At 69.7% G+C, this 25165-nt stretch carries 15 protein-coding genes and 1 tRNA gene; 10 read left to right on the forward strand and 6 right to left on the reverse strand.

From position 1 onward, the window contains the following. The first annotated feature begins 135 nt into the window (after positions 1 to 135). A tRNA-Met gene (locus HBH26_RS15590) sits at positions 136 to 212 on the forward strand. On the opposite strand, the gene HBH26_RS21305 is transcribed toward HBH26_RS15590, so the two are convergent. Then, on the reverse strand, positions 169 to 2055 hold the full coding sequence (locus HBH26_RS21305) for a recombinase family protein (protein WP_420824994.1): 1887 nt from the start codon (positions 2053 to 2055) through the stop codon (positions 169 to 171). The two genes, HBH26_RS15590 and HBH26_RS21305, sit on opposite strands and share 44 nt — an antisense overlap. A gap of 9 nt (positions 2056 to 2064) precedes the next feature. On the opposite strand from HBH26_RS21305, the gene HBH26_RS21310 reads away from it, so the two are divergent. Continuing rightward, the gene (locus HBH26_RS21310) at positions 2065 to 2574 is read left to right on the forward strand and encodes a helix-turn-helix domain-containing protein (protein ID WP_275402981.1); all 510 of its coding nucleotides are present in this window, start codon (positions 2065 to 2067) and stop codon (positions 2572 to 2574) included. A 475-nt stretch (positions 2575 to 3049) separates the two neighbouring features. Then, positions 3050 to 4009, forward strand: coding sequence for an alpha/beta hydrolase (locus HBH26_RS15605; RefSeq protein ID WP_168135571.1), 960 nt, complete (start codon positions 3050 to 3052; stop codon positions 4007 to 4009). A 193-nt stretch (positions 4010 to 4202) separates the two neighbouring features. Here the strand turns inward: HBH26_RS15605 and HBH26_RS15610 are convergent, their stop codons facing one another. From HBH26_RS15610 to HBH26_RS15625, 4 genes are all read right to left on the reverse strand, one after another. Further along, the gene (locus HBH26_RS15610) at positions 4203 to 5411 is read right to left on the reverse strand and encodes a TetR/AcrR family transcriptional regulator (RefSeq protein WP_168135572.1); all 1209 of its coding nucleotides are present in this window, start codon (positions 5409 to 5411) and stop codon (positions 4203 to 4205) included. Between the two features lie 203 nt (positions 5412 to 5614). Further along, positions 5615 to 7114 carry a flavin-containing monooxygenase gene (locus tag HBH26_RS15615; protein WP_168135573.1) on the reverse strand — a complete coding sequence of 500 codons (1500 nt, stop codon included), beginning with the start codon at positions 7112 to 7114 and terminating at the stop codon, positions 5615 to 5617. A 259-nt stretch (positions 7115 to 7373) separates the two neighbouring features. Next, complete coding sequence (locus tag HBH26_RS15620; RefSeq protein WP_168135574.1) at positions 7374 to 8150, reverse strand: SDR family NAD(P)-dependent oxidoreductase; 777 nt, start codon at positions 8148 to 8150, stop codon at positions 7374 to 7376. Positions 8151 to 8153: 3 nt separating this feature from the next. After that, positions 8154 to 9050 (reverse strand): alpha/beta fold hydrolase, encoded by an 897-nt coding sequence (locus tag HBH26_RS15625; protein WP_209308614.1) that lies wholly within the window; start codon positions 9048 to 9050, stop codon positions 8154 to 8156. Positions 9051 to 9413: 363 nt separating this feature from the next. Between HBH26_RS15625 and HBH26_RS15630 the strand changes: the two genes are divergently transcribed. The 3 genes from HBH26_RS15630 to HBH26_RS15640 all read left to right on the forward strand — a co-directional run bounded on the left by HBH26_RS15630 (position 9414) and on the right by HBH26_RS15640 (position 14907). Next, a complete protein-coding gene (locus HBH26_RS15630) occupies positions 9414 to 9758 on the forward strand; it encodes a hypothetical protein (RefSeq protein WP_168135575.1) in 345 nt (114 codons plus the stop codon). Further along, on the forward strand, positions 9652 to 10590 hold the full coding sequence (locus tag HBH26_RS15635; protein ID WP_168135576.1) for a hypothetical protein: 939 nt from the start codon (positions 9652 to 9654) through the stop codon (positions 10588 to 10590). The genes HBH26_RS15630 and HBH26_RS15635 overlap by 107 nt, the downstream gene beginning before the upstream one ends. 339 nt (positions 10591 to 10929) lie before the next feature. Further along, positions 10930 to 14907 (forward strand): NACHT domain-containing protein, encoded by a 3978-nt coding sequence (locus HBH26_RS15640; protein ID WP_168135577.1) that lies wholly within the window; start codon positions 10930 to 10932, stop codon positions 14905 to 14907. 295 nt (positions 14908 to 15202) lie between these two features. Here the strand turns inward: HBH26_RS15640 and HBH26_RS15645 are convergent, their stop codons facing one another. Then, positions 15203 to 16546, reverse strand: coding sequence for a cytochrome P450 (locus HBH26_RS15645; protein ID WP_168135578.1), 1344 nt, complete (start codon positions 16544 to 16546; stop codon positions 15203 to 15205). 576 nt (positions 16547 to 17122) lie between these two features. On the opposite strand from HBH26_RS15645, the gene HBH26_RS15650 reads away from it, so the two are divergent. The 4 genes from HBH26_RS15650 (at position 17123) to HBH26_RS15665 (ending at position 24996) form a co-directional block, all read left to right on the forward strand. Then, entirely contained in the window at positions 17123 to 19402 is a 2280-nt protein-coding gene (locus tag HBH26_RS15650; protein ID WP_168135579.1) for a hypothetical protein, read from the forward strand. Positions 19403 to 19810: 408 nt separating this feature from the next. Further along, positions 19811 to 22405, forward strand: coding sequence for an EAL domain-containing protein (locus HBH26_RS15655; RefSeq protein WP_168135580.1), 2595 nt, complete (start codon positions 19811 to 19813; stop codon positions 22403 to 22405). Between the two features lie 223 nt (positions 22406 to 22628). Next, complete coding sequence (locus HBH26_RS15660; protein ID WP_168135581.1) at positions 22629 to 23000, forward strand: DUF1905 domain-containing protein; 372 nt, start codon at positions 22629 to 22631, stop codon at positions 22998 to 23000. A gap of 4 nt (positions 23001 to 23004) precedes the next feature. Then, positions 23005 to 24996 (forward strand): protein-L-isoaspartate(D-aspartate) O-methyltransferase, encoded by a 1992-nt coding sequence (locus HBH26_RS15665; protein ID WP_338057429.1) that lies wholly within the window; start codon positions 23005 to 23007, stop codon positions 24994 to 24996. The last annotated feature ends 169 nt before the right edge of the window (positions 24997 to 25165 follow it).

The raw sequence follows: 25165 nt of genomic DNA on the forward strand, positions 1-25165 counted from the left end.
ATGGTACTATCGCTCAAGCGATGGAAGAGTAGGTCGTCGCCAGGCATTGCAGCCTGCGTACCCAGAAGAACCCGTTCACCCGCCTTCCCACCACAAGGCACACCACACACCGCATCCTTGCGGACATTACCTCGACGCGGGGTGGAGCAGCCCGGTAGCTCGTCAGGCTCATAACCTGAAGGTCACAGGTTCAAATCCTGTCCCCGCAACCACCGCTAGCGAACTGGAGGGCGCCCGAGAGGGCGCCCTTCTGTCCTGCGTGGCGAAGTCGATGAGGCGCCCGGCCGAGGCCTCGACATCGGCCGACACGCCCGCTTCCTGCGGCACGATGGTGACGGAGGTGATCAGTTCCCGGATCACCGCGGCCGCCTCCTCCCGCGTGCCCTCCTCGGTCAGCGCCTCGCGCAGGCGCGCGACCTTGGCCTCGAACCTCTTCACGAGCGTCGGATGAGGAAGGATGCGCGGTTCGTCCGCAGCCTCACCTCCGCGGAGCTGAGCGACCACCCTGGCCCGCTCGGCTTCGCGATCGGCGAGCAGCGCGGTGAGGGCGTCACTCACGACGCCCTTGAGGAAGTGTGTCGTAAGGTTCCCGATCTCGGCATCGAGCTCGGACAGCCGGGCGCGAAGATCCGCATCGCGGTCCTGCCGCGTCGCCACGAGCCGCCGGACCTCGCGATTGAACTCGTCCGCGAACAGCTTGGCGAACTCCGGCGTGAGAAGTCGATCCTGCAACGCCGAAAGCGCCGCCTCCTCGACGACCGAGCGGCGGATCGAGGCGGTGTTCGCGCACGTGCCGCGCTCGCGGTTGCGCGCGCAACGGTAATAGTCCCTGCCGACGATCGTGAACCGGGAGCCGCACGCGCCGCAGATGATCAAGCCCGAGAGGAGATGCCGGCCCCGACGTCGCGACGCGGTGCCGGCCGCGTCGACCGGCCGTGAGCGACGCTCCAACTCCGCGTCCACCCGTCTCGCGAGATCGGCGTCGACGATCCTCAGATCCGGCACATCGACCTCGACCCATTCGGACGGGTCGCGCAACCGGTAACGGCGTTCACGCCTGTCGGAGTCCGGATCCTTGCGCCACTCGCGCCGTCCCCAGATCAGCCGCCCACGGTACAGCGGGTTCGTGAGGATGCCCACGTGCTTGCGCGGGTCTCCCCGGACCGTCGATGCGTTCCATTCGCCCCCGCGCGGCCCCGGCACGCCGTCGGCGTTCAGCGCGGTGGCGATCTGAAGGGAGGATCGCCCCGCGGCGAACTCCCGCAGGATGCGGCGGACGACCTCGGCCTCGCCGTCGTGCACCCGCATGACCCCTCGGACGACCTCGCCGCCCTCGCCGATCTGGTCCGAGCGGCGATAGCCGTACGCCCTCCCACCGGCGAAGCGACCGGCCAGGACCGCCGCCTTCATGCCGCGCAGGGTCTTCTGCTTGAGGTTCGACTGGAACATGGATCCGAGGAGGCCGGCGACCGCCAGCTTGACCTCGTCGATCTCGCCTTCCGTCGCGGTGTGGAGCTTGACCCGGTCGAAGCGGAGCTTCTTCCCGATCCAGCTGATGTCCTCGCCATCGCGCGCGATCCGATCGAGCGCTTCGCAGACGACGACGTCGATCCTTTCGTTCCTCACGTCCGCCAGCAGACGGTTCAGCCCCGGACGGTCGCGCCGATATCCGGAGATCTCCGGATCGGCGTAGGTTTCCACGAGGCGGCCGCCCAGCCTGTCGACGAGGACCTGGCACGCCGCCACCTGATCGACGCTCGACATCGGGTTCTGCTTGTCCGTGCTGTGCCGCGCGTAGATGGCGATCCTCAACGACATTGCGCATCGTCCTCCGATCTCGATTATGGACGATCGCCGCCGTCGCGCAACGCGGAGCGGACGTACTCGGCCGCCGCCTGCCGCGCCAGCAGACGCACGAGCTCCGCCTCCGCGGGCGGCGCGACAGGCCCCGAGGTGGACAGTTCCGTCCTTGCAGGCGGACGAGCCGAGATCCGCGTGGCGGCCATGCCGACAATACGGGAGCGTCCGCTTGCCTTTGCTGAAAGGAAGTCTCATATTTCTTCCATGGCGACCGTGACGGGAAAGCGGATCGGCGAAGCCCTCCTGGCCGCGCGAAAGGCGAAGGGGATGACGCAGGCGCGTCTCGCCAAGAAGGCCGGCGTCGTGCGCGAAACCGTCTACAGGCTCGAGGCAGGACGGCTGCCGACCGCGTGCGTCCTAAACCGGATCTGCTTCGTCCTCGACGTCGACATCGAGAGCTTCGATTTCAAGCGCAAGGAGACGGACGCCTATGCGCAGCATCCGCCGCTCACCCTGCTGCGTGACCGGCGGCGGAGCTTGGGACTCACCTTGGAACAGTGCGCCGCCAGGGCGGGGGTGAGCCCAGCCACACTCTCCCGGTTCGAGCGCGGCAGTGAGTGCAGCAGGGCGCTCGCCGCGTTCGACGCGAGCGGCCGGGCCGTGAGGCTCATCAACGAGGACTTCGCCGCTGCGCTCGGCTTCGCCTCATGCGACGAACTGGACCTGTACTGGCGCACGGGGCGCCTCCGTCAGGATCCCGCCGAAAGCCGCTGACACCCACGGGCACGGCGGCTGCGGTCGGTGGTCAATGCCGGGCCCGACCCGGCCGACCTCCAGGGGCGTCGCGGCGACCAGGTCTTCGCCAGCTTGGAGGGATCCGCTTTGCGAACAACGTTCCAGGGTGCAGCATCGGCCGTCGTGTCGAGGTCGCCAGCGTCCGAACCCGCTGGTCCCGCTGCGCCCGATCCGAAGCCGAGAGAAGACATCGCATGCGAAAGAACCTGCCAGCGATGAGGCGGAGCCGCGGGCACCTTTGCGGTCAAATTGAGGCCTCCCCACCGTGGCGATGCGGCGGAAGCCAGGAAACGTCGCATCGGGTTCGATGCCTGCGCGACGAGCCGGGGCGGGGTTCGCGAGGCGATCCGGAACCCGCAGGGCGCCGACTTCGAAGGGCGGTGGCATCGAACGGGGGCGCCGGTTCGATCGCCATCGCCAACCCACCGCGCGATGGCGCCCTAGGCGTGCCGGGATGACGGGGATCGACACACACTTTCAGCGGATGCTCGCCGAAGAGGCGGAGATCGCGCGCAAGCAGCCGCGACTTCCAGTCGGCGGTCTTCCGGTCCAAATGGTGAGGGCGGGCTACAAGGCGCGTCGCCACCAGCAGGACCTGAGCCCCCCGGACGACGTCGACGCGCTCGATCTGCAAGTCCTCGGCGGGGCGGGCCACCGTCCGGCGCGGCTCTACACACCCCGGACGGCGGAGCCTCGGTCGGCCCTTCTGGTCTACTTCCACGGGGGCGGCTTCGTGCTCGGCGACCTCGACACGCATGACGGCCATTGCCGCAGGTTGGCGGCCGGGGCCGACCTGCGGGTGTTGGCCATCGACTACAGGCTCGCTCCCGAGAACCCGTTCCCCGCCGCCCACGACGACGCGCTCGCCGCCACTCTCTGGGCCTTCGAGCATGCCGCAGATCTCGGCGCCGATCCCACGCTCATCGCCGTGGGCGGCGATTCCGCCGGGGGCAATCTCGCCGCCTCGGTGGCCTGCTCGCTCGACGAAGAGCGGGGATGCCGGCTCGCGCTCCAGCTTCTCCTCTACCCGGTGATCTGGCCGGAGGAAGAGACGGCGTCGCGCCGGGATCTCGATGGGCCCGTGCTGACCCGCGACGCGCTCGCGTGGTTCGACGCCTGTCTCGCAGCCCGCGGCCACGCGCAGTCCGGAAGGGCCCTCCTGGGTGGTCGCACGTCGCGAACGCCGGCGCTGGTGGTGACCGCGGGACACGATCCGCTCAAGGACGAGGGACGCGCGTTCGCCGAGCATCTGGCCCGAACCGGGGTCGCGGTCGAGCATGTCGAGTTCCCGGCGATGATCCACGACTTCTTCCTCATGCCTGATGTCTCGCCGGCGGTCGGGACCGTGGTGTCGGAGACCACCGAGGCGCTGAGACGCGCACTCGCACGCCCGCACACCGGGTCTGACAGGTAGTGGTGCCCCACCGCGCAGCGGACGGTCGGAAGATGTCGCCTTCGCGACACCTCGTCAGGCAGACGTCCGCCGACACCGACGCCCCGCGGAGTGGATCCCGTCACATGTCGAGGCGCTCACGGGCGTCCGCGCGGCAGAACCCGCCGGATAGGCGAACCTCACGTGAGTCGCTCCTTGGCGATGAGGAGCGGCCTCACCCCGGCGAGGCGGAGGTGAGATCATCCCCGGGCTCGTCGACGCAAGAAACCGCGATTGATCGAGAGTTCGCCCAGAGGCCCCCGCGGATCGCATCGAGGTAGAGGGCGACCATCGTCTCCGACGGGGGATCGTCGACCAATCGAGGGGCCACGGCTGCGCCGTCGACGAGAGCCTCCACGACGTGCGCTGCGACTTTGGGATCCACCGGCCTGCAGGACCCGTCCGCGACGGCGTCAGAGATCCTTCCAGCCAGCCGAACGGTCTCCCGGGCCCCCCGACGAGCCATCTCCGCGCGCATCTCCCCCGGCAGCCCCAGGTGAGCGTCGAGACCGAGAAGCGGGCCATCGCCGAGGCGGAGGGCGACGAGGGAGGAGATGGTCATCGCCAATCCGGCGCCTTCGCCACCGGCCGTGCCGTCGGATCGGGCGTGCGCTCTTTCGAGCAGATCGGAGTTGCGGTCGAAGCACGCCTCGATCAGCTCGTCCTTGGACGTGAAGTGGTGGTAGAAGCTGCCATTGCTCACGCCCAGTTCGTCGGCGATCCGATCGACGCTCGCGCCGCGGTAGCCCCGTTGATCGATGACAGTCGCGGCCGCCGTCCCGAAGCGGTCGCGCATGGTGACGTCCACCGACCCCGGCAGCGCCTCGAGGTACAGGTCCCGATCGAAGGTGATGCCGATCCCCGACTCCAGAACGTCGAGAAGGCGCTCTCCCAACCTGCCGAACTCGCACAGCGTATGGGCTTCGAGCCAGGTCGGGAGAGTGTCCAGCACCGAAAGGAGCTGATGCGCGCACAGCGTCCCGCGCCCATCGCGCTCCTCGTCGCCCAGGAGCGCTCGCACCGCCTCGACGAGCTCGCCACGGAGGTTCAGCAGCGGTGCGTGCGGGGCGTCATCGGGCACGCGGATGTTCGAGACGCGGACCAGCGGGATGTCGACGGACTGACGCGAACGGGCGACCAGGGACAGGTGCGAGAAGAGGAAGGCCCGGAGGCGTCGTGCGGCGGTGCGCTCGGCCGACGCGCGCCGTGCGCACTCGAGCTTCCAGAGGAGGGTGCGCTGCCGGCACGCAGCGACCAAATCCTCCTTCCGGCCGAAGTAGTAGCTCACGCTGGATTGATCGAGGCCGAGTCGCCGGGCCACGGCCTCAAGCGTCATCCCGCCCGCGCCGTGTCGATTGATCTCCATCGACGCCACGTCCAGCATCTGCGCCTGCTTGGCATCGAACCGGTTCTTCCGCCGCGGAGCCCCGACCACGACTAGCCCGCCCTGCGATGGAGGGCGGGCATGAGCGACATGGCGGCGGAAGTCCCCGCCGCCAGAGGCGACCCGCGGAACGCGAGTCCGTCGGTGCGTCCTTGCGTCACGGCCGCCGCCTTCCGGCAGGCACCGCGCGTCCACCTCGACTCTCACCCATAGGAGAACGCCGCGTCGTCGAGGTCGATCGACGGAAAGTCCCGACGATCCAGCCAATACTCCTGCGTATGACGCCACTCGGCCTTGCTGCCGCTCCTCGGCATGCGATGCATGTCCCGCGTCAGGTATCCGGGATTGAAGTCCGCGGGATCCACCCAAGGACCCAGCTCCATCCCCTCGTCCTCCGGGCGCAGCTGGACGCGGACGCGCGAGGCACCCCGTTCGTCCATGCGCCTCAGCAATCTCGGCACGAAATCACCGATGAGGTCCGCGCGGAGCGTCCAGCTCGCCCTGAAGTAGCCGAACACCCAGACCAGGTTCGGCACGCCGGTGAACATCATGCCGCGGTACGTTACCGACGCGGACAGATCCAAAGGCTCGCCGTCCAAGGAGAAGGCGATGTCGCCGAGGACCGCGAGACTGAACCCGGTCGCCGTGACGATCACGTCAGCGGCGAGGTTCTCGCCCGACCTGAGGAGCAGGCCGCTCTCGACGAACCGGTCGATCTCGTCGGTCACCACGGACGCACGGCCGGATCCCAGCGCCTTGAAGAAGTCGCCATCGGGAACGAAGCAGATGCGCTGGCGCCAGGGATCGTAGCTCGGAGTGAAATGCCGCGTGATCGTCTCGTGGTCGAGATGCTCGCCGAGCGCCTTCAGAAGCTCCTCGCGCGCACGCTCGGGGTTCGCCAGGATGCCCCTCGTCCTCTTCGCACCCTCGCTGAGGATCGAACGGCGCACGATCTCGTGGATCCAGGCCGGATCGACCTCCAGTTCGCGCAGGGTCTCGGCGAGTTCGTTCCGGTTCCGGCCGACCGTGAAGTAGCCGGGCGAGCGCTGAAGCATCGTCACGTGGGCCACGCGTGATGCGAGCGCCGGGATCAACGTCGCGGCCGTCGCCCCCGAGCCGATCACGACGACACGCTTGTCGTCCAGATCGATGTCATCCGGCCAGTGCTGCGGATGGACGATCATCCCGCGGAAGTCGCTCATGCCCGGCCACTCGGGCATGTAACCCGCCGAATGGCGATAGTAGCCTTGGCACATCCACAGGAAGGAAGCTGTGACGATCCGCCGCTCGCCGCCCTCCCCGGACTCGATCGTCAGCGTCCACCGCGCATCCGCTTCGCACCAGTCGGCGGAGATGACGCGCGTGCCGTAGCGGATGAAGCGGTCCAGGCCGTTCTCCGCGATGACCTCGCCCATGTACGAGAGGATCTCCGACGCCGTGGCGATTGGCGGCCCGCTCCACGGTTTGAAGCCGTATCCGAACGTATGAAGGTCGCTGTCCGACCGGGCGCCCGGGTACCGGTGCGTGAACCACGTGCCGCCGAAGCTCGACTTCTCCTCGATCACCACGAAGCTCCGGCCCGGCGCCTGCGTGAGCAGGTGATAGGCGGAACCGATCCCGGCGATGCCCGCGCCCACGATCACCACGTCGAAGTCTTCAGCCTCGGCCGCGGCGGCCCCGCCGATCCTCGCCATCGTGTCCATGCCGTCCTCCCTTGGGCGAGGTGGATGGCGTCGAGCGCCGTTCGACAAGAGAAAGATGACGGGTTCGATCCCCATGCGGCATGTTGCGAATCGTCAGCTCGATGAGGGCGTCGCGTCTACAAGCGCACCTCGCAACCTTGGCCACGATCCTCGTAAGCACGGGGAACAAACCAGCGCACGATCCGCCGCGCCGCTGACGACCGAAGAGGATCCGCCTCGGCCGACGCGTGTGGCGGTCGGCTCGGGAGAGAGGCGGATGTCAGCTGCGCTGCGAGGGTGCCGCCAGGCGCTCACGCCATTGCCGCCTTTGGAAGGCGAGCCGCGGCGCGATCTCCTGCAGCAGCGCCTCGGGAGCAGCTCCGACGGGGTAGTGCAGATCGTCGCCATGGGCGGCCGACCACACCGCATCGGCCACCATCTCGGCCGAAAGCAGATCCGCGCCTCCCACGGCGCGGCGGAAGCTCAGCCCGCCGGCGTCGTCGTGGTCGAGCATGGGCGTGTCGATGAGGGCCGGCTCGACACAGGCGACGCGCACGCCCAGCCGCTCCCACTCGAGGGCCAGCGCCTCGGAGAGGCCGCGCACCGCGAACTTGGTCGCGGAATAGACGGCGAGACGGGGCGTCGCCTGGAGCGACGCCAGCGAGGCGATGTTGATCAGGCAGCCGCCTGCCGCGCTGCGCAGGAACGGCAGCGCGGCGCCGGCGCCAAGCACCACGCCCTTGACGTTGACGTCGACGAGCGCTGCATGCGCCGCCGCCGTCTGCTCCTCGAACCAACCGAAGCGCAGGATGCCGGCGTTGTTGACGAGCACGTCGATGGCGCCGTCCGAACTGCCGGAGAAGCGCGTCAGCACGTCCGTCCAGGCATCCGCATCGGTGACGTCGTGAACGTAGCGCTCGAAACCGACCGGCAGTCCCCCCAACGCATCCGCAAGGTCGCCGACACCGACGCGCCAGCCGGCCGAGGCGAACCGAAGCGCTGTCGCGAGACCGATGCCGCCCGCGCCGCCAGTGATGAAGATCGAGCGCTGCGGCATGACTCACGCCTCGAGGAAGGCGAGGATGCGGTCGGCAACGAGGTCCGGCCGCTCGAGCTGCAGGAAATGGCCGCCTTCAATCACTTCGCGCGTGAGCCCTGCCGCGAAGCTCGCCTCCATGCCGTCCGACACCTCCGGCCCGATGCAGCCGTCGTCACGGCCATGAAGGTAGAGCGTCGGCACGGTGATCGGCCCACGAAGCGCCGAGCTCCGCTCCGTCCACTCCGGTCTCGCCGTCACGGGCGAGAAGGCCTGGCGGTAGTAGGCGAGCAGCTGCGACGGCACGCCTGGCTGCCGGAACATCGCCTTCAGGTCTTCGCGAGCCTCGGCAGGCAGCGCATATCCGGGCGACCAGTCCTCCCAGAGCCGGTCGACGAGCGCGAAGTCGTGATGGGCGAGCGCGGCCTCGGCGATGGGCATCTGGAAGAAGTACATGTACCAGCTGCGCTTCTGCTGGACCGGGTCGGCCACCATCGCGGCTCCGACCCGGCCGCCCTCCGGCACCGACATCGCCACGAGCCTGGCGAAGCGTTCGGGCGCTGTGCGGGCGGCGGCGTAGGCGGCGGCGGCGCCCCAGTCGTGGCCCACCAGGGCTGCCGCCTTCTCCACCCCCAAACCCTGGACGAGCGCAACGGCATCGCCTCCCGTGGCCCATGGCAGGTAGCAGCCGTCGGGCGCAGGGCCGGTGGGCCAGAACCCACGCAAGTTCGGGGCTACGACGCGGTAGCCCGCCGCCGCCAGCCGCCGCATCAGGGGCACGAAGGAGCGTGCGTGGTCGGGGAAGCCGTGGAGGCAGAGCACCAACGGGCCGGCGCCGATCTCCAGCAGGTGGAACTCCACCCCGTTCGCGGCGACCACGCGGCTGGCGACACTATCGGCAGCGACGCTCACCGCTTCCACAGCCTTCCTCCTCCGAGATGGGCGAGTAGGCCGAGGTTGGACCAGCGCGCCTGACGGCGCAAGCGCCGGTCCGATGCGTCGACGCCCGCGCATCAGCGTCGTCGACAGCACCAGCCCCGTCTCCTCCCCGACGTGGCCCGACGGTCGCGACGGAAAAGGGGTCTCCGCGCGCCGGAGCGTTGGAAGACGGCACAGTTGCTGTCCGCGCAGGTGGAGGTCCGCTCCGTTCCGGATCCCCCATGCTCTCCCGCGCCGCGTCCCGTCGTCCGCGGGAGCGACGTTTCGGGTGGGCCAAGACGCGGCCGGGATGTTACGCTTTGTGCTGTCGGGGAGCGAGAGGTCACAAGCTAGGAGGTTGCCGCCGTGATCAGGACGATCGTCGCTGTCGCGATGTCAACGGTGGCGTGCGCCGTCGCAGCCGCCGCGCAGCTGCCGTTCAACGCCCACTCGCTGCGCCCGGACGAGGAACCGGTCCACTACGAGATCCACGGCGTCGCCCAGGAGCCGGAGGGCGTCGTCGTTTCGCTCGGAGCCCGCCTTGCAAACGGCTACGTCATCCCCATCCAGGTGGGACCGTTCCATCTGGAGCAGCGTGTCAGGGGTGAAGGCGGCTTCCGCGCGGACGCCGCGGCGAAGGCTCAGGCGCTGCTCCTGCTTACCGGCACGGCGCAACTCGTTCGTCCACCGGACGCGCGCGGCCGGAGGTGAGGCAGGTCGCGGCCGGCACGCCCGGCAGGCGAACCGCACCTCTTGTCGGAAGCATTCGAAACGCCTCCGCCATCAGGTCTTCGCCCATCGGCACGTCCGCGACACGGAGGACAACAGCAGCACGGCGAAAGATCAAATGGACATCCTGTACTTCCTGCGCGAACGCCTGAGCTTCATCCGGCGGCACTACGACGCGGCGGTGACCGGCTTCGAGGAGACGAAGCGCCTGATCGAGGCGGGCGCTCCGCCGTACGACGCGACGCCGATCCATGAGGACGAGCCGCCCTTCCTCCAGGAGTGGATGGATGCGGACGCCTCGATCCAGGTCATCGGCCTCGGCTGCACGTCGCTCCTCAGCGACGCGCTGAAGCTGTACCTGGGGCATCTGCAGCGCAACCGCATCGGCTTCGAGTTCGACGACGAGGGCAGGCGCGCCATCCGACGAAGCTGGGTGGCGGCCCATCGGGAAGCCCTCGGCGAGATCCTCGCAACGGATTGGATGGGCAGCGGGATCGACTTCGATCTGATCGAGCAGGTCGTGCTCGCTCGCAACCGCGCGCAGCACGGCACGGACCTGTTCGCGCTTCGTCCGGCGCACGACGCCGCCATGCTGCGGCGACACGCCCTCCCGCACTTCGCCGAGTCGCGCGAGGTCGAAGCGTGGATCGCCGCCGGCCGGCCGGAAGGCCTCTTCGGCGCTCCGGGCGTGACGGTCAGCCGGGAAGCGCTCTTCGCCGCCATCGCCGAAGTCGAACGGCTCGGTTCGTGGGTGGACGCCAATCTCGCGCGGGCGGACGATTGGCGGAGATCGCGTCGCTCAGGCGACAGCTGATCCGCCCACGAAGGGGATCACGGCGGCGAGGGGGCGTCGCCGACGTCACCTCCGCTTCAGCTTTCCCGGGTTCGGTAGCTCCATGCGGATCGCTTCGCGCAAGCATGCTTGGACGCTGCTCGGACAGCAGCTGCCAACGGATACCGGGGCCGAACACGTTAGACGACGTCCAGGCTCCCGGCAGGTCGCGCCGGTCGACCGGCGGTGCCGCATCGGCCCCGGGTGGGCGTCGTGGCCGGGCGACGCATCCTCCGGCCGCGCGAGCCGTCTTGATCGCGCGCCTGCGGTCGTGGACGAAGGAGGCGCCGAACGGCCGAGCTTCACCATGGAGGCAACGCGATGCCCGATCTGTCCTTCGCCGCCTTCAACCCGCGCTCGTTCGAGCAGTTCGCCCAGGCCCTGGCCGCCGAGGTGCTCGGTCCGGGCATCATGGTCTTCGGCGACGGTCCCGACGGAGGCCGCGAGGCCTCCCACACGGGGACCCTCCCGTATCCCAACGACGTCGAGCGCTGGCGCGGCCACGTCGTCATGCAGGCCAAGTTCCGCCAGCGGGAGGAGTCCAGGAGCGACGGCGAGTGGCTCGCCCGCCAGCTCGAGGCGGAGCTCAAGGCCTACGCCGACGTGGGGAAGGGGCGCAAGCTGCCCGACTACTACGTCCTCGTCAGCAACGTGCGCCTCTCCTCCATCGAGGGCACCCGAAGGAAGGGCGGGCAGCAGAAGGTCGAGGAGGTCTTCCAGCGGCTCGGCAGGCCGCTCGGCATCAAGGACATGCACGTGTGGCACGCCGACAAGATCGCGGTGCTGCTCGATGGCGCCCCCGACCTCCTGCGCAGCTACGACGGCTGGCTGGGCCCGCGCGAGCTGCTCTCGGCCGCGTTCGGCTACTTCAAGTCGCGCAGCCCCGACTTCGGCGAGACGATGACGCGCTATCTCCAGCGCGAACTCCGCAGCCAGCGCGCAACCCGCCTCCAGCAGGCCGGTCACGTCGGAGAGGACGCGGCCTTCCTCGAGGACCTCTTCGTCGATCTTCCATGCGCCGGCGAGGCGCTCGAGCAGCACGATCGCGAGCTCGTCGCCACCGACCCCGACCCGGCCGCGATCGCAAAGGCGCCTCTCGCCCTTGCGACCCTCCTCGACAGGTTCGCCGTCAAGCTCGCACCGTCGGCGCTCCATGCGCGGAAGGAGGGGGACGCGCGAAGTCCGGCTCCGTCGCGGCAGATCCTGATCGGCGGGCCGGGGCAGGGCAAGTCCACCGTGGCCCAGTTCGCCGGCCAGATCATGCGCTGGCGCCTCCTCGCGGACGATCCACGCCTCTCGCCCGACGTGTCCGCGATCCTCCAGTCCGTCGGGCGCGGAGCCGCCCGGCTCAACATCCCCCGCGAGGGCGTGCGGCGCTACCCCGTTCGCGTCGACCTGCCGGGCTTCGCCGACGCGCTGGGGAGGGCGGCCGCGGACGGCCGGCGCTTGTCGCTCCTCACCCACATGGCGGACAACGTCGGAATGGTGGCGGACGCCAGGATCGAGCCGGAGGATCTGCGCGGATGGCTGGCCGCCTTCCCCTGGCTGCTCACCCTCGACGGATTGGACGAGGTGCCGGATTCCGGAAATCGCGTCGACGTGCTGCGTGCAATCAACGAGTTCTGGGACGAGGCGGTGCCGCTCGACGCCGACGTGGCGCTCGTCATCACCACCCGGCCGCAGGGCTACAACGACGATCTGGATCCCAGACACCACCTGAAGCTCGAACTGACCCGGCTCGACGGTGAACGGGCGCTCGCCTACGGCGAGCGGCTCGCGTCGCTGCGGCTGGTGGAGCCCGAGAGGCGCGAACGCGTGCTCGCGAGGCTCCGCGAGGCCGTGCAGAACACGACCACCTCCCTTCTCACCGTCAGCCCCCTCCAGGTCGCGATCCTGTTCCAGATCATCGACCAGCGTGGGCAGGCGCCCACCGACCGATGGACGCTGTTCGACGGCTACCTGGACGTCGTCATGAAGCGGGAGCAGGAGAAGCCCGGACCAGGCGGAGAAGTCGTCCGGCGACGCGGACGCAGCATCCTCAAGCTCCTGCGCGAGGCCGGCCTCCTGCTCCACGTAGACGCCGAGCGCGACGGCGCGGCCTCCTCGTTCGTCACGCCCGCTCAGCTGCTGGACCTCGTCAGCGACATCCTCCTCGACGAAGGGCACGATCCCGACGCGGTCGGCGTCATCGCCGGCGAGATCCTCAGGGCCGCGACCGACCGTCTGGTCTTCCTCGAGCAGCGCGAGGAGGGCCGCATCGCCTTCGAGGTCAGGTCCCTGCAGGAGTACGCCGCGGCCGCCGCCCTCATGTCCGGCGCCGACCGTCTGATCCAGGAACGCCTACGCACGATAGCTGGGCAGGTGCACTGGCAGCACGTCTACCGAATCGCGGCCAGCAAGGCGTTCTCCCATCCCGACGCCGAGCTCTTCCGCGACACCATCCTGGCGACGAACCGCGGGCTGGACGACGAGGACGCAAGCTCGCGCGCGTCGTGCCGCGGCGCCCTCACGTCTCTCGAGCTCCTGGAGGACGGCCTCGCGGCCGATCAGCCCCGATACCGGGTGCAACTCGCGCGCCACGCGATGGACGCGCTGAAGCTCGGTCCGGAAGGCACCGGGACCTCGCTCGTCGACGTCCTCTTCGAACTCGGCGAGCCCTTCGCGAAATCGGAGCTGCAGGGACGCCTCGCGTCGGGAAATCGGCACGAGCGCCTCGCCGCATGGCGGGTCCTCGTCGAACTGGTCGATCGCCAAGCCGCCTGGGCCGACGACCTGGCTCTGCGCGCATGGCCGGACGAGCAGTCCAAGGTCGCCGAGGTCCTGGCCTGCGGGGCCGCGCCGCACGCGGGCGCTCGGCTCTTCGACCGGTACGGCGAGGCGGTCGCAAACGCGGACCTCACGGTCCTCGCCGCCGAGTTCTCGAGGCGCGACCGAGCCTCCGACCGGCGGGGCACGCGGGCCATCCGGGAGGCGTTCCCCGGTCTCTCGACGTTCGCGAAGGGCGGATCACTCGAAAGCTCGCTCGAGATCGGCATCTTCAATCCGAATACGGACCTCCGCTTCCTGCTGCCGCCCTTCGAAGCGGCCGCTCAGGCCAAGTGGCTGAACCAGGAGCCGACCAGCCGGTGGTCGGTTGCGGCGCTCGTACGCGGGTTCCTCGCGGCGCCCGGCGCCGAGACGCTCGCCGAGCTGGCCGGCATGCTCAACGACCCCGGCCGACTCGGCGGCCTGCTCGCGCTGCCGCTGCCATGGCCGGTGGACACGCTGGTTCACCTGGTCGACGCAGGGGCGGATCCAGCCGAACTGATCCAGCGCGCCGCGCGCGGCGCGTTCGGCCGGGCCGACGATTGGAGGCTGGCCGAGGCGCGGCTCGAAACCGCGGGTCTCCAGGATGCCGATCTCGCCATGTGGGCGACGGGGATGCACTTCGACGAGAGGATCGCAACCGTCGGCGCTCCGCATTTCCGCACCATCAGCCGAGATCACAAGCGCCCGGCCGACCTGTCGTGGCTGAGCAGGCTCGCCGCCAGCGCCGCGGCCATGTCGCCCGGCGCGCCGCGCAACCTGATCCGGTTCGCGGTGGAGAGGACGGTGATGGACTACGGAGCGGACCCGGGACCACCTGAGGTCCTGCTGCAGCTCTACGACGATCAGCATGGGTCCCCGATCAGGCCCGAGCTCCTGGAGATGATCGAACCGGAGGACGTCACGCGGCCGGACGTGCTCGCCTGGCTCGATCGGAAGGGGGTGGAAGGTTTGTACGGTCTCGCGGCGGGCAGAGCGACGAGCGCCGTCCAAGAGGTTGCGCTGAGCCTCGCGGCAGCGGCAAGAAGCCCCGGTTTCCTGCCGCTCGCCGTCGCCATCCTCGGTTCGACGCCGAAGGAACTGGTCGAGCGGGCCCCCGAACTGAGGCGGCACGCGTCGAAGGAGGTGCAGAGCGGATCGCGGAGCGTACGGGAGAGCGCCATGATCCTGCTTGCGCTCTCAGGAGCGCTTGACCCCTCCGTCGTGGCGCAGACCATCCTCAGCGCTGCCGACGACAGCCTCGAGCGCCACGTGGTGTTCAACCTGGCGGAGAGCGGCATGCTTCGCGACGACGCCGCCGCCGCCGTCCTGGCGTCTGCGACGGCCGTCTTCGACGAGCACGATCCGGGGATCCGGACACGCGCCCTGCGCGCGCTCCGGCAGCGCCGCAACGGGCAGCGCAGCGGGCTCGCCAGAGGCGCCACTTGGAACGGGGTGGGGCTCCCGGCCAGACTGCATGAGCGCCTGCGCGAGCACCTGGGCGACCAACGATGAAGCGGATCGCACTCACCGGATGGACGAGCTTGTCGGTCCGAACCGATGCGGCCAGACGGCACAACCTCGGGAACGACCGAGAGCTGATGGCCGCAGGAACGGAGACGCGGCCTCCGAAGCCGTTCAACTCGCAGCACCAAGGCAGACACCGGTTCGAGTCCGAGCCCTTCGGCACACGGGTGCTTGCCTCCTCGCGGCGGAAGGTCCGGGTGATCGGTCAGACTTAAACCAGAGCGCCGCCAGGAGAAGGGATGGGCCCCGTCCTCCACATGCCACGATCGCATCGACGCATCGTTCACACGGGCGCCAACTCCAGCGGCATTCCGCCGGCCGGTCGCAACGTGACTCGTCCGACCGGCACCGGCGGCGGCCCACCGCGGAGCGAGAAGCGCCGCGCCGCGAGCCAATGCGCCAGAACGATCAACGCCTCCACCACCGCGAAGCGCGCGCCCACGCACACCCGCGGCCCCGCCCCGAACGGCAGGTACTGGTAGCGATGCATGCCGACGCGCCGATCGCCTAGGAAACGTTCCGGATCGAACGCGTCGGGCTGATCCCACCACGCCCGGTGCCGGTGCAGCACATAGGGCCAGATCGACACCAGGTCGCCTCGGCGCACGGCGTGGCCCGCCAGTTCGTCATCCGCCATCGCCTCGCGGTCGAGCCGAGGGGCGGGCGGGTAGAGGCGCAGCGCCTCGTCCAACACCGCGCGCAGCCGCGGCAGGCGCGCATCCAGCGTCTCGACGTCCCCTCCGAGCGCGGCCAGCGCCTCGACGCGCAACGTCTCCTGCAGCAGGGGCTGCGCCGCCAACAGGTAGATCGTCCAGGTCAGCGCGTTCGCGGTGGTCTCGTGCCCCGCCACGTAGAAGGTGACCGCGTTGTCGACCGCGAGCTCCCGCGCCTGCGGAGCCGGGTAGCGTGCGTGCAACGCCGCCACCAGGCCGCCGAAGAAGTCGTCGCGCCCGCCGGTCCGTGCGCGCTCGTCGGCCAGCGCACCCAGTGTGTCGCGCAGGAAGCGCCCGCCTGCGCGCGCCCGGCTGCTGCCGGGGCCCAGCGCCGGCATGCCGAGCAGCGCCGTCAGCCGCGCTCGGCCGGCGGCGTCCAGCATGGCGGTGATGTGGCCGGCCGCGGCAGGCGCGGTCAGCCGCGAGTCACCGCCGAACAGCGTGGCCGCGATGATCCCCATGGTCGCGCTGGTCGCCTCGGCCGCCATGTCCATAGGCCGCGTGCCCGCGGGCCAGCGGGCGACCTGCTCCTGCACGACATGCGCGATCGGCTTCGCGAACCCGGCCACCGCAGCGGGGGAGAAGGTGGGCGCGACGATGCGACGCTGTTCGCGCCAGCTCTCCCCTTCCGCGTTGAACAGGCCGTCGCCCAACCCGCCCCGAAGCAGGCGGCGAACCAGCGCCGGCCGCTCGTAGTTGGCCTTGTTGTCCAGCAGCACCCGCCCGATCGCGTCGGGCTCGGACACGAGATGCACCGTGTGGCCGAGCACGCGACGCGTCCGCCAAGCGATGTCGAACGCTTCGTCCGGCCAGCCGTAGACGCTGTTGCTGGCGCGCCGTCCCACGAACGACGTCCACACCGGCGGCCAGTCGCGCGAGCGGTACGGAAAGGGGGGGACGAGGAGCGGCTGCATCGAGGAGCACGAAACTACGCTCATCGGCAGGAACGACAAGCTGGCGAACCCGACCGCGAACGGGAGGAGGCTGGCGCTCACGGGACAGGCCGGAGATCCACTTCGCCGCTCCTGCCGCAGCCGAGGCGATCAACGCTGAACATCTCGAAGCGCATGCGAGCCTGGAGCCTCACGGGTTGGGGCGCCACTGCACCCCGGCGGATCCAGGCCGGCGCCGGAACTGGCCGTGGTCGAACGCGCCACGGCCAACGTCTGAAGTGCGCATGACCGGGTCGGGACGCGAATGCGCCTTCGTCACTGCTCGCACCCGAACAGGTCGTGACCGGAATCGCCAAATCGCCTCGATACTTACTAGCCTCTTCGCACTTCAAATAAGACCGATCGCCACTCAAGAGCAGGCCCTGTCCTTCCTGAACAAGAGGTTGCACCTGGACTTTGAACGGCTTGACGATGGCGATCGATCCGACTTCCGAAGACTGGGCGGTCGCAAAGGCAACTTAGGCCTCGCCTTTCCATGCTTCTGCGCGCACACTCGCTGCGATCCGACCGGTGGCATGCGATGGGGAAGGTTCGGCTATGGGCACGGGACCGTGGTGGCAGGATGTGCTGGACGGCGCCTTCGGTGGCGGGTGGCAGCACAACGTTCCGAAATTGTTCCGATCGGTGCGGATCGACGGAGTGGAGGCGACCCAGGCCGTACAGGCGTGGCGCTCGGCTCGACATCTTTCCGACCCACTGGACGTCGTAGCCGACAACGACGTGCCCTTGATCGCATACAAGCCGTTGATGGTCCGGGCGTACCTACGGTCGTTCGGGTACACCTCGCCTCCGGGAATGCGCGGCCGGATGCGGGTACGGCGCCAGGGTTCGCTGTTCGGCCTGCCAGCGCTGGACGTCACGCTGGACCAGCTCAACGCCCCCTCGGTGCCGGCGCGCGAGAACCCGGACTACGCCGCTGAACGCGGCACGCTCGCGGCGACGCTCAACTTCCTGATCTCCGCGGAGCACGCCGCGGGCGCGCTCGAACTCGAGCTGACGATCTGGGAAGCCGGCACACCCGACGTCGTCGTCCACAGCTACACGCAAGCGCTCGACGTCACCTTGACGCAGCGCCTCCACGTCCGAGGCGTGTTCATGGACTACAACGGCCCCGACCAGGCCGGCACCGGAACGCTGGACCTCGCAGCGCCCACGCTCGCCGATCTCGCCGCGACCTCGGACGCGACGATCGCGTCCATGCCCGTCGCGGCGGACGCCATCTTCTCGTCCGCCGGAACGCTGTCGTGGAGCACGCCCCTGACCGGCGTCGCGACAAGTCCGGGCGGTTGTTCGGCCGAATGGTACGCGCTCAACGCCGCCTTGGCCGAGGTCAAGACCGAGGACGGCAACCGCGACGATCTCGTCTACATGGGCTTCCTGCCGGTGGGCGTGCCCATCGCCAACGTCGGCGGATGCGCATCCCACGGCGTCACGTCCGCCAGCAACGGCGAGGACATCACCATGGCCCACGAGATCGGGCACGGACTGGGGCTCGGGCACGCCCCCTGCGGCGACAACGGTCCGGACGGTGACTACCCGGCTTATGAACCCCACGATCCTTCCGGCAGCCCCGGCGGGCGGCTCGGCGAGTACGGCTTGGATCCGGCCGCCGGGGACGTGAAGCTGCCCGGCGAGCGGGACTACATGGGCTATTGCGGCGGCGACTGGCTGTCCCTCTACCACTACAGGAAGCTGATCGGCGTGCACGCCCTCCAGCCGGGCTCCACGAACGCGGCTCCCGAGCTCCCGCACGTCCCCGAGTGGGTCGACCCCTGGGTGTGGCCCTGGGAGGAGCTGATCGATCCGCTCGGGCCCTTCGTCCGTCGACCGTTCGACCCACGTCGCCTGCGCCGCGCCGAGCCGCTCGTGTCGGTCATCGGACTGCTCGAGGACGATCACCTGTCGGTTCTGTCGGTCAGTCGCGTCCGCGCGCTGCCGACACTGCCGGGAGCCCGGCGCACCGGCCTGGTCGGCCACCTGATCGGCTCCGATCGCGCGCCGCTGGCGTCGGCACCGCTGATGACGCTTCCAGCGCACGGCTGTGGCGGCGGCTGCGGCTCCGGCTGCGGTGGACCGGACGGTCCGCGCATCGTGCAGGCGCTCATTCCGGATCGCGGGGAGGGCACGGCTCTGAGCATCACCCGCGGCGCCTGGGCGGACGATCGGCGCGGCGACGTGGCCGAGGACCGGACGTCGAAGACCGTCTGGGAACGGAGCGCGCCAGCGGCTCGGCCCGTCGTCGGCGACCTCGAAGTCGCGGTCGACGGGGACCGGGGAGAGGCCCGTTGGACGTCGCGCGCGGCGGACGGCGACGTACGCTTCAGCCTGTGCGTGTCCTACGATCAAGGGCGATCCTGGAACGCGCTCGCGCGCAAGAGCGGTTGCGGGCGCGGGGAGGACCGGATCACCTTCGACGCATCCGCCCTGCCCGGCGGCGAGGCTTCGTTCGAGCTACGGGTGCATGACGGCTTCCATTCCGTGTCGACGGTGAGCCGTCCCGTGCGCGTGCCTCCGCGAGCGCCGATCGTCGCCATCACCTCGCCGCGCCAACGCGCGCCACTCGCGCCCGGCGCGCCGCTCGTGCTGGCCGCCCAGATCATCGACCGCGGCGAGCGCGGACGACGTGCGGCCGGCAGGTCCGCCGAGCGCGTCACATGGCTCCTCGACGGCGAGCGCGTCGCCCAGGGACGTCAGGCCGTCGCCAAGCAGCCACATCCCGGCGAGCACCGCCTGAGCGTGGAGGTAGAGACCGCGTATGGTCGCGCCGAGAGCGCGATACGCATCCTCGTGCGCGGTGACGACGTCCGGCCAGCCTAACCTGTAGTCGCACCGCCAACCCCTCGCCGCCGCGAGTGACGGCGCGTGGTCCCTTTCAACGCCGCCGCCGCTGTCGAACTGGATCGCTGCACAGCCGCAGCCTCGCGATTGGCGGGAGTCGCCGATCGGAGCCGTGCACGTGATCCGATTGCCTTTCGCCTCGCTCCAGTCCGCGATACCGCGCGGTGGTGCCGGAGCGACGGCCCCGCACGCCCAATGGCATGCTCGTGGGCGGCGCGGCGCCCGGACGCGGCGTCGCAGTCCGCGGCCTAATCCGTTGTCAACATGTCGAAGTTAAGCGCTCCCAGTATGTCCGTGGAGTTCGCCGTGTCGTTGCAGCGCTTTCAGGTCGACGCTTCCCGCGCGCACGGCCTTGCCAGGCGCGCAAGCTCGTAGCGGACCAGGCTGGTGGACGAGCGCACCATCATTTCGTCCCCAGACGGTGTCGAGCAGGCCCGGCTCGCCGCGCTTGCCGGTCTTGGCATTCTCGACACGCCGGCCGAGCGCGAGTTCGACGACGTCGCGCGCCTGGCCGCCGCTGCGCTCGGGGCCGCGAGCGCGGCCGTCAGCCTGATCGACGCCGACCGGCAATGGTTCAAGTCGCGCCACGGCATCCCGTTCGCAGAGACGCCTCGCGACGTCGCGTTCTGCACCCACGCGGTGGCGTCCCAGGCCCTGCTGGTGGTTCCGGACGCAGCCGTGGACGGGCGCTTCGCAGCCAACCCGCTCGTCACGCAGGCAGGGGGGATCCGCTTCTACGCCGGCGTGCCGCTCATCACCCGGTCGGGTCACTGCCTCGGAACGCTGTGCGTCTTCGACCCGACGCCTCGCGCCGGGCTCTCTCCCGCCCAGGAGACCGTGCTGCGCGATCTGGCGCGGCTCGCCATCGACCTCATCGAGTCCCGACGTCTGAGGCGCATGGGAGAGATCGCGGCGAAGGTCGTCGAAGCCACGTCCGACGCGGTTCTCGCCGTCGACCGAGCCGGAACGATCGTCTACTGGAATGCGGCCGCGGAAGGCATGTTCGGTCGTTCCCGCGACGAGGCGCTGGGATGCGACGTCGAGATCATCATCCCGGCGCGCCACGCCACGGGGCACCGCGAGCGGTTCGCCCGCGCGGCGGCGGGGGGCGCGACGCGCCTGGTCGGCACGTCCCTGGAACTGGTCGGCGCCCGAGCCGACGGCACCGAGTTCCCGATCGAGCTCTCGCTCGCACGATGGGGCGAGGGGGGGCCGGATCAGGGTTTCGCCGCGATCGTGCGCGACATCTCAGGGCGCAAGGCCCTCGAGGAGGAACGATCCCGATCCCAGGCCTTCCTCGACACCGTGGTGACGAACCTGCCGGCCATGCTCTTCGTGAAGGACTGCAGAACCCGCCGGTACGTCATGGTGAACCGCGCCGCCGAGGCCGTCCTCGGTCGCGCCGCCAGCAGCCTCGTCGGCGCGACCGATCGAGAGCTCTTCCCCCTCTACGGCGAAGCCTATGAGCAGCGCGACTCCGAGGCGGTCGCCGCCAGGAGGCCGCACGTCTTCGAGAGCGTCTTCGTCCGCGACGACGGCGAGGCCGTCCATCTGCGCACGACGCGCAGCCTCATCGACGGCCCCGACGGGCCAAGTCAGTACATCCTCGGAATCGCCGAAAACGTGACGGCGACCCGTCGTGCGGAAGCCGAAGTCCTCCGGCTTGCGCACTACGACCCGCTGACCGGCCTCCTGAACAGAGCGAGCCATGGCGAACGCATGGAGCGTCTGCTGCGCGAGTCCGTGCCGTTCGCCATGCTCAGCATAGACCTCGACCGCTTCAAGGCGATCAACGACCAGTTCGGGCACCTGGTCGGCGACGCGGTGCTCCGGCAGGTCGGGGAGCGCCTGCGGAGAAGGTTGGGCGCGGCAGATTGGGTGGCACGCCTCGGCGGGGACGAGTTCATCGTGATCCTTACGGGCGGGAGCCTCCGCGACCGGGCTAGGGCCGAGTCCGAGGCGATCATCGGCGAACTAGCCGAACCGTTCGTGACCGACCACGCGGTCGCCCATCTCGGCGCCTCGGTCGGCGTGGTCGTCGTCCCGGACGACGGAACGACGACGGAGCAGGTCCGGGAGAGCGCGGATCTCGCTCTTCATCGGGCCAAGCGGCAGGGCAAGAACACCGTGTGCTTCTTCAATGCCGGGATGGACAGGGCGGTTCGGGACCGGCGCACGCTCGAGAACGACCTCAGGCGCGCAGTCGAGAGCGACGGGATCGCACTGGCCTACCAGCCGGTGCTGTCGGTGGAGACCGGTCAGATCACGAGTGCCGAGGCCCTGGCGCGCTGGACCCACCCGTCGCGCGGCGCGATCAGCCCGGAAACGTTCATCTCGCTCGCGGAGGAGAGCGGGCTCATCGATCGGCTCGGGGACCAGCTGCTGCGGCGCGCCTGCACCGACGCGCGGGACTGGCCTTCCCACGTCCGCGTCGCCGTCAACCTGTCGCCGCTCCAGTTCGTCTCCGGCGGGCTGGTCGGCCGGATCAGGTCGGTGCTCGAGGAGGTCGGCCTGGAGGCGGACCGCCTCCAACTCGAAGTGACCGAGGGCCTTATGATCCGAGACGTAGAGCGGACCTTCGGACAGCTCGAACAGCTGCGCGGACTTGGGATGCAGGTGCTGATCGACGACTTCGGCGTAGGCTACTCCTCGCTCAGCTACTTTCAACGGTTCTCATTCGACAAGGTGAAGATCGACAAGTCGTTCGTCGACACGATCGCGACGTCGCACACCTCGCGCGCGATCGTACAGTCGGTCGTGGAGCTCGGCAGGAAGCTGGGCATGGGCGTCGTAGCCGAGGGCGTCGAGACGGAGGAGCAGATGCGTCTGCTGCTCGAGTGCGGCTGCACGCACCTGCAGGGCTATCTGTTCAGCCGTCCGATTGCTGCCGACGCGATCCGACACCTGCTTGCCCGCGACAGCGGTTCTGCTGACCACACCGTCGACCTTGCCACCACCGGCGTGCGGCGCCGCGGCAGCTGACACGATCGTGCCGCTCGGACGTCTACGCTCCAGCTCGCGGTTTCACGAGTTCACCACCAATCGGCGATGCGGTCCCGCCCCAACCGGTTCCAGTCCCTGGGGGCCGACTTCCCAGTCAAGACTGCTCGATCGTCCCGTTTCTGTCGCCTGCCGGCGCCTGCGTCGACGGAACCGCGCCCGCGCGGCGCGCATTATTCGGCGGCATGTCGAAGAGAACGGCTCCGTGGACCTGATCAATTTCAGCGCGAGACTGGAGCGATGGAGCGGGCCCGCGGCTTTCTTCTTCGTCGTACTGCCGGAGGAACTCGACGCCGAGATCCGCCTGGTGACCGGTTCGGCACCCTCTACATGGGGTATCCTCCCGGTAGCGGCGACGGTCGAGGGACGCGCCTGCCGCACCTCCCTGTTCCCCACCAGCTCCGGATCGCTGCTGCCGATCGACCAGGCGATCGCGACCGAGCTCGGGCTGCGGATCGGAGACGTCCTGACCATCTGCCTCGAGGTGGAGTTCCCCGGTCCGATCATCACCGAGCTGCCTGCGCCTAAGCCCACCATGACCTGCGGCATCCTCCGGCAACCGCGCACCCGGGGCTGACGTGGTGCGCGACCATGCCGCCGCCCGCGTGCACATGGTGGACGCGCAGCTCGCCAGACGCGGCATCTCCGATCCCGCCGTGCTTGCGGCGATGCGGGCGGTGCCACGCGAACGGTTCATACCCGCCGCGCTCGCCGACTTCGCGTACGAGGACGCGCCGCTGCCCATCGAGGCAGGCCAGACGATCTCGCAACCCTACATCGTCGCCGCGATGATCGAGGCGGCGGAACTCGCGCGAAGCGACCGCGTGCTGGAGGTCGGGGCGGCATCCGGCTACGCCGCCGCGGTGGTTGCTCAAATGGCGCGGCTGGTCGTCGCGATCGAGCGTCACCGGGAGCTGGCGGACCTTGCGCGCGCGCGGATGGCGGCGCTCGGGTACGACAACGTCGAGGTGCGGCTGGGCGACGGCACGCTCGGCGCGCCCGGGGACGGCCCCTTCGACGCGATCCTCGTCGCCGCCGCCGGACCGGAGGTGCCCGAAGCGCTGAAGCGCCAACTGGCGATCGGCGGCCGCCTCGTCATGCCGGTCGGCGAGCCGGGGCGCCAGACGCTGCTCAAGATCACCCGCACCGGCGAGGAAACCTACGAAGACGTCGGTCTCGCTCCGGTGTCGTTCGTGCCGCTGATCGGCGCGGCTGGTTGGAGGGAGGACGGCAGCCGGGCCGCCAGCGATCATCGTCCGGGCGCCTCCCGGCGGCACACGCTGCCCGAGATGATCGCCGACGCGGCCGAACCTCTCCCGCCGCTCGACGACCCGGCCTTCGGCCGGCTCTTCGAACGGTTCGCGGACCGACGGATCGTGCTGCTGGGCGAGTCGAGCCACGGTACCAGCGAGTTCTACCGGGCCCGCGCGGCGATCACGCGGCAGCTGGTGGCGCACCACGGGTTCACGATCGTCGCGGTCGAGGCGGACTGGCCCGATGCGGCCGCGGTGGACCGGTTCGTGCGCCACCGCGCCGCGCGAAACGTCGCGGAAGAGCCCTTCCGTCGTTTCCCGACCTGGATGTGGAGGAACACCGACGTCCAGACGCTGATCGGCTGGCTGCACGAGCACAACGCCTGTCTGGCGGACGAGCGCCGCGCGGGCTTCTACGGCCTCGACATCTACAACATGTCGGCGTCGATCGGAGCGGTCCTCGACTATCTCGACGAGGTGGACCCCGAGGCGGCCGCTTCGGCGCGCGAGCGCTATGGGTGCCTGACCCCGTGGCAGAGCGACCCCGCCACCTACGGACGTGCCGCCCTGACGAAGGGACATGCCGAGTGCGAACGAGCGGTGGTCGAGCAGTGCCACGAGCTGCTGAGAAAGCAACTCGACTACGCCGCGCAGGACGGCGACGCATTCATGGACGCGGCGCAGAACGCTCGGCTGATCGCCTCCGCCGAGCGCTACTACCGGGTCATGTACCATGGAGGCGCGGAGAGCTGGAACCTGCGCGACACGCACATGTTCGAAACCCTCAGCCACCTGCTCGACGCCAAGGGGAACGACGCGAAGGCGGTCGTCTGGGCGCACAACAGCCACATCGGCGACGCGCGAGCGACCGACATGGGCGCGGCGCGCGACGAACTCAACATCGGCCAGCTCTGCCGCCAGCGATGGGGCGAACAGGCGGCGCTGATCGGGTTCGGAACCCACACGGGCACCGTCGCCGCAGCCACCAACTGGGATGGCGACATGGAGGTCAAACGGGTGCTGCCGTCCCGCCGCGACAGCTACGAGCGGCTGTGCCACGACAGCGGCGTGCCGCGCTTCCTGCTCGACCTAGCGCCTGGCCGCCACGAAGCCCTGCGCCGCGGACTCTCCGAGGCCAGACTCGAGCGCTTCATCGGCGTGATCTACCGGCCTGAGACGGAGCTCCGGAGCCACTACAGCCAGGCGGTGCTGCCCGAGCAGTTCGATGCCTACGTCTGGTTCGACCAGACCGAGGCGGTGACGCCGCTCGGCCGCGAGCACCATAGGGGCATGCCCGAGACCTATCCGTTCGGCGAGTGAGCGTCCGCGGGTTTGCGCTGAGCGGGCCCGCACGTAGGGGCGCTACCGGAAGGGCGGCCGCCGAACCTGACAGCGATCGGCGCCCATCGACGGCAAACGGCGTGCGCGTCCCCCGCGCGCCCGGTCGTCCCGGCTCGAGGCGGTGCGCGAGGCGGGACGGCCACCGGGC

It is taken from the genome of Sphingomonas corticis (assembly GCF_012035195.1).
Lineage (GTDB): Bacteria > Pseudomonadota > Alphaproteobacteria > Sphingomonadales > Sphingomonadaceae > Sphingomonas > Sphingomonas corticis.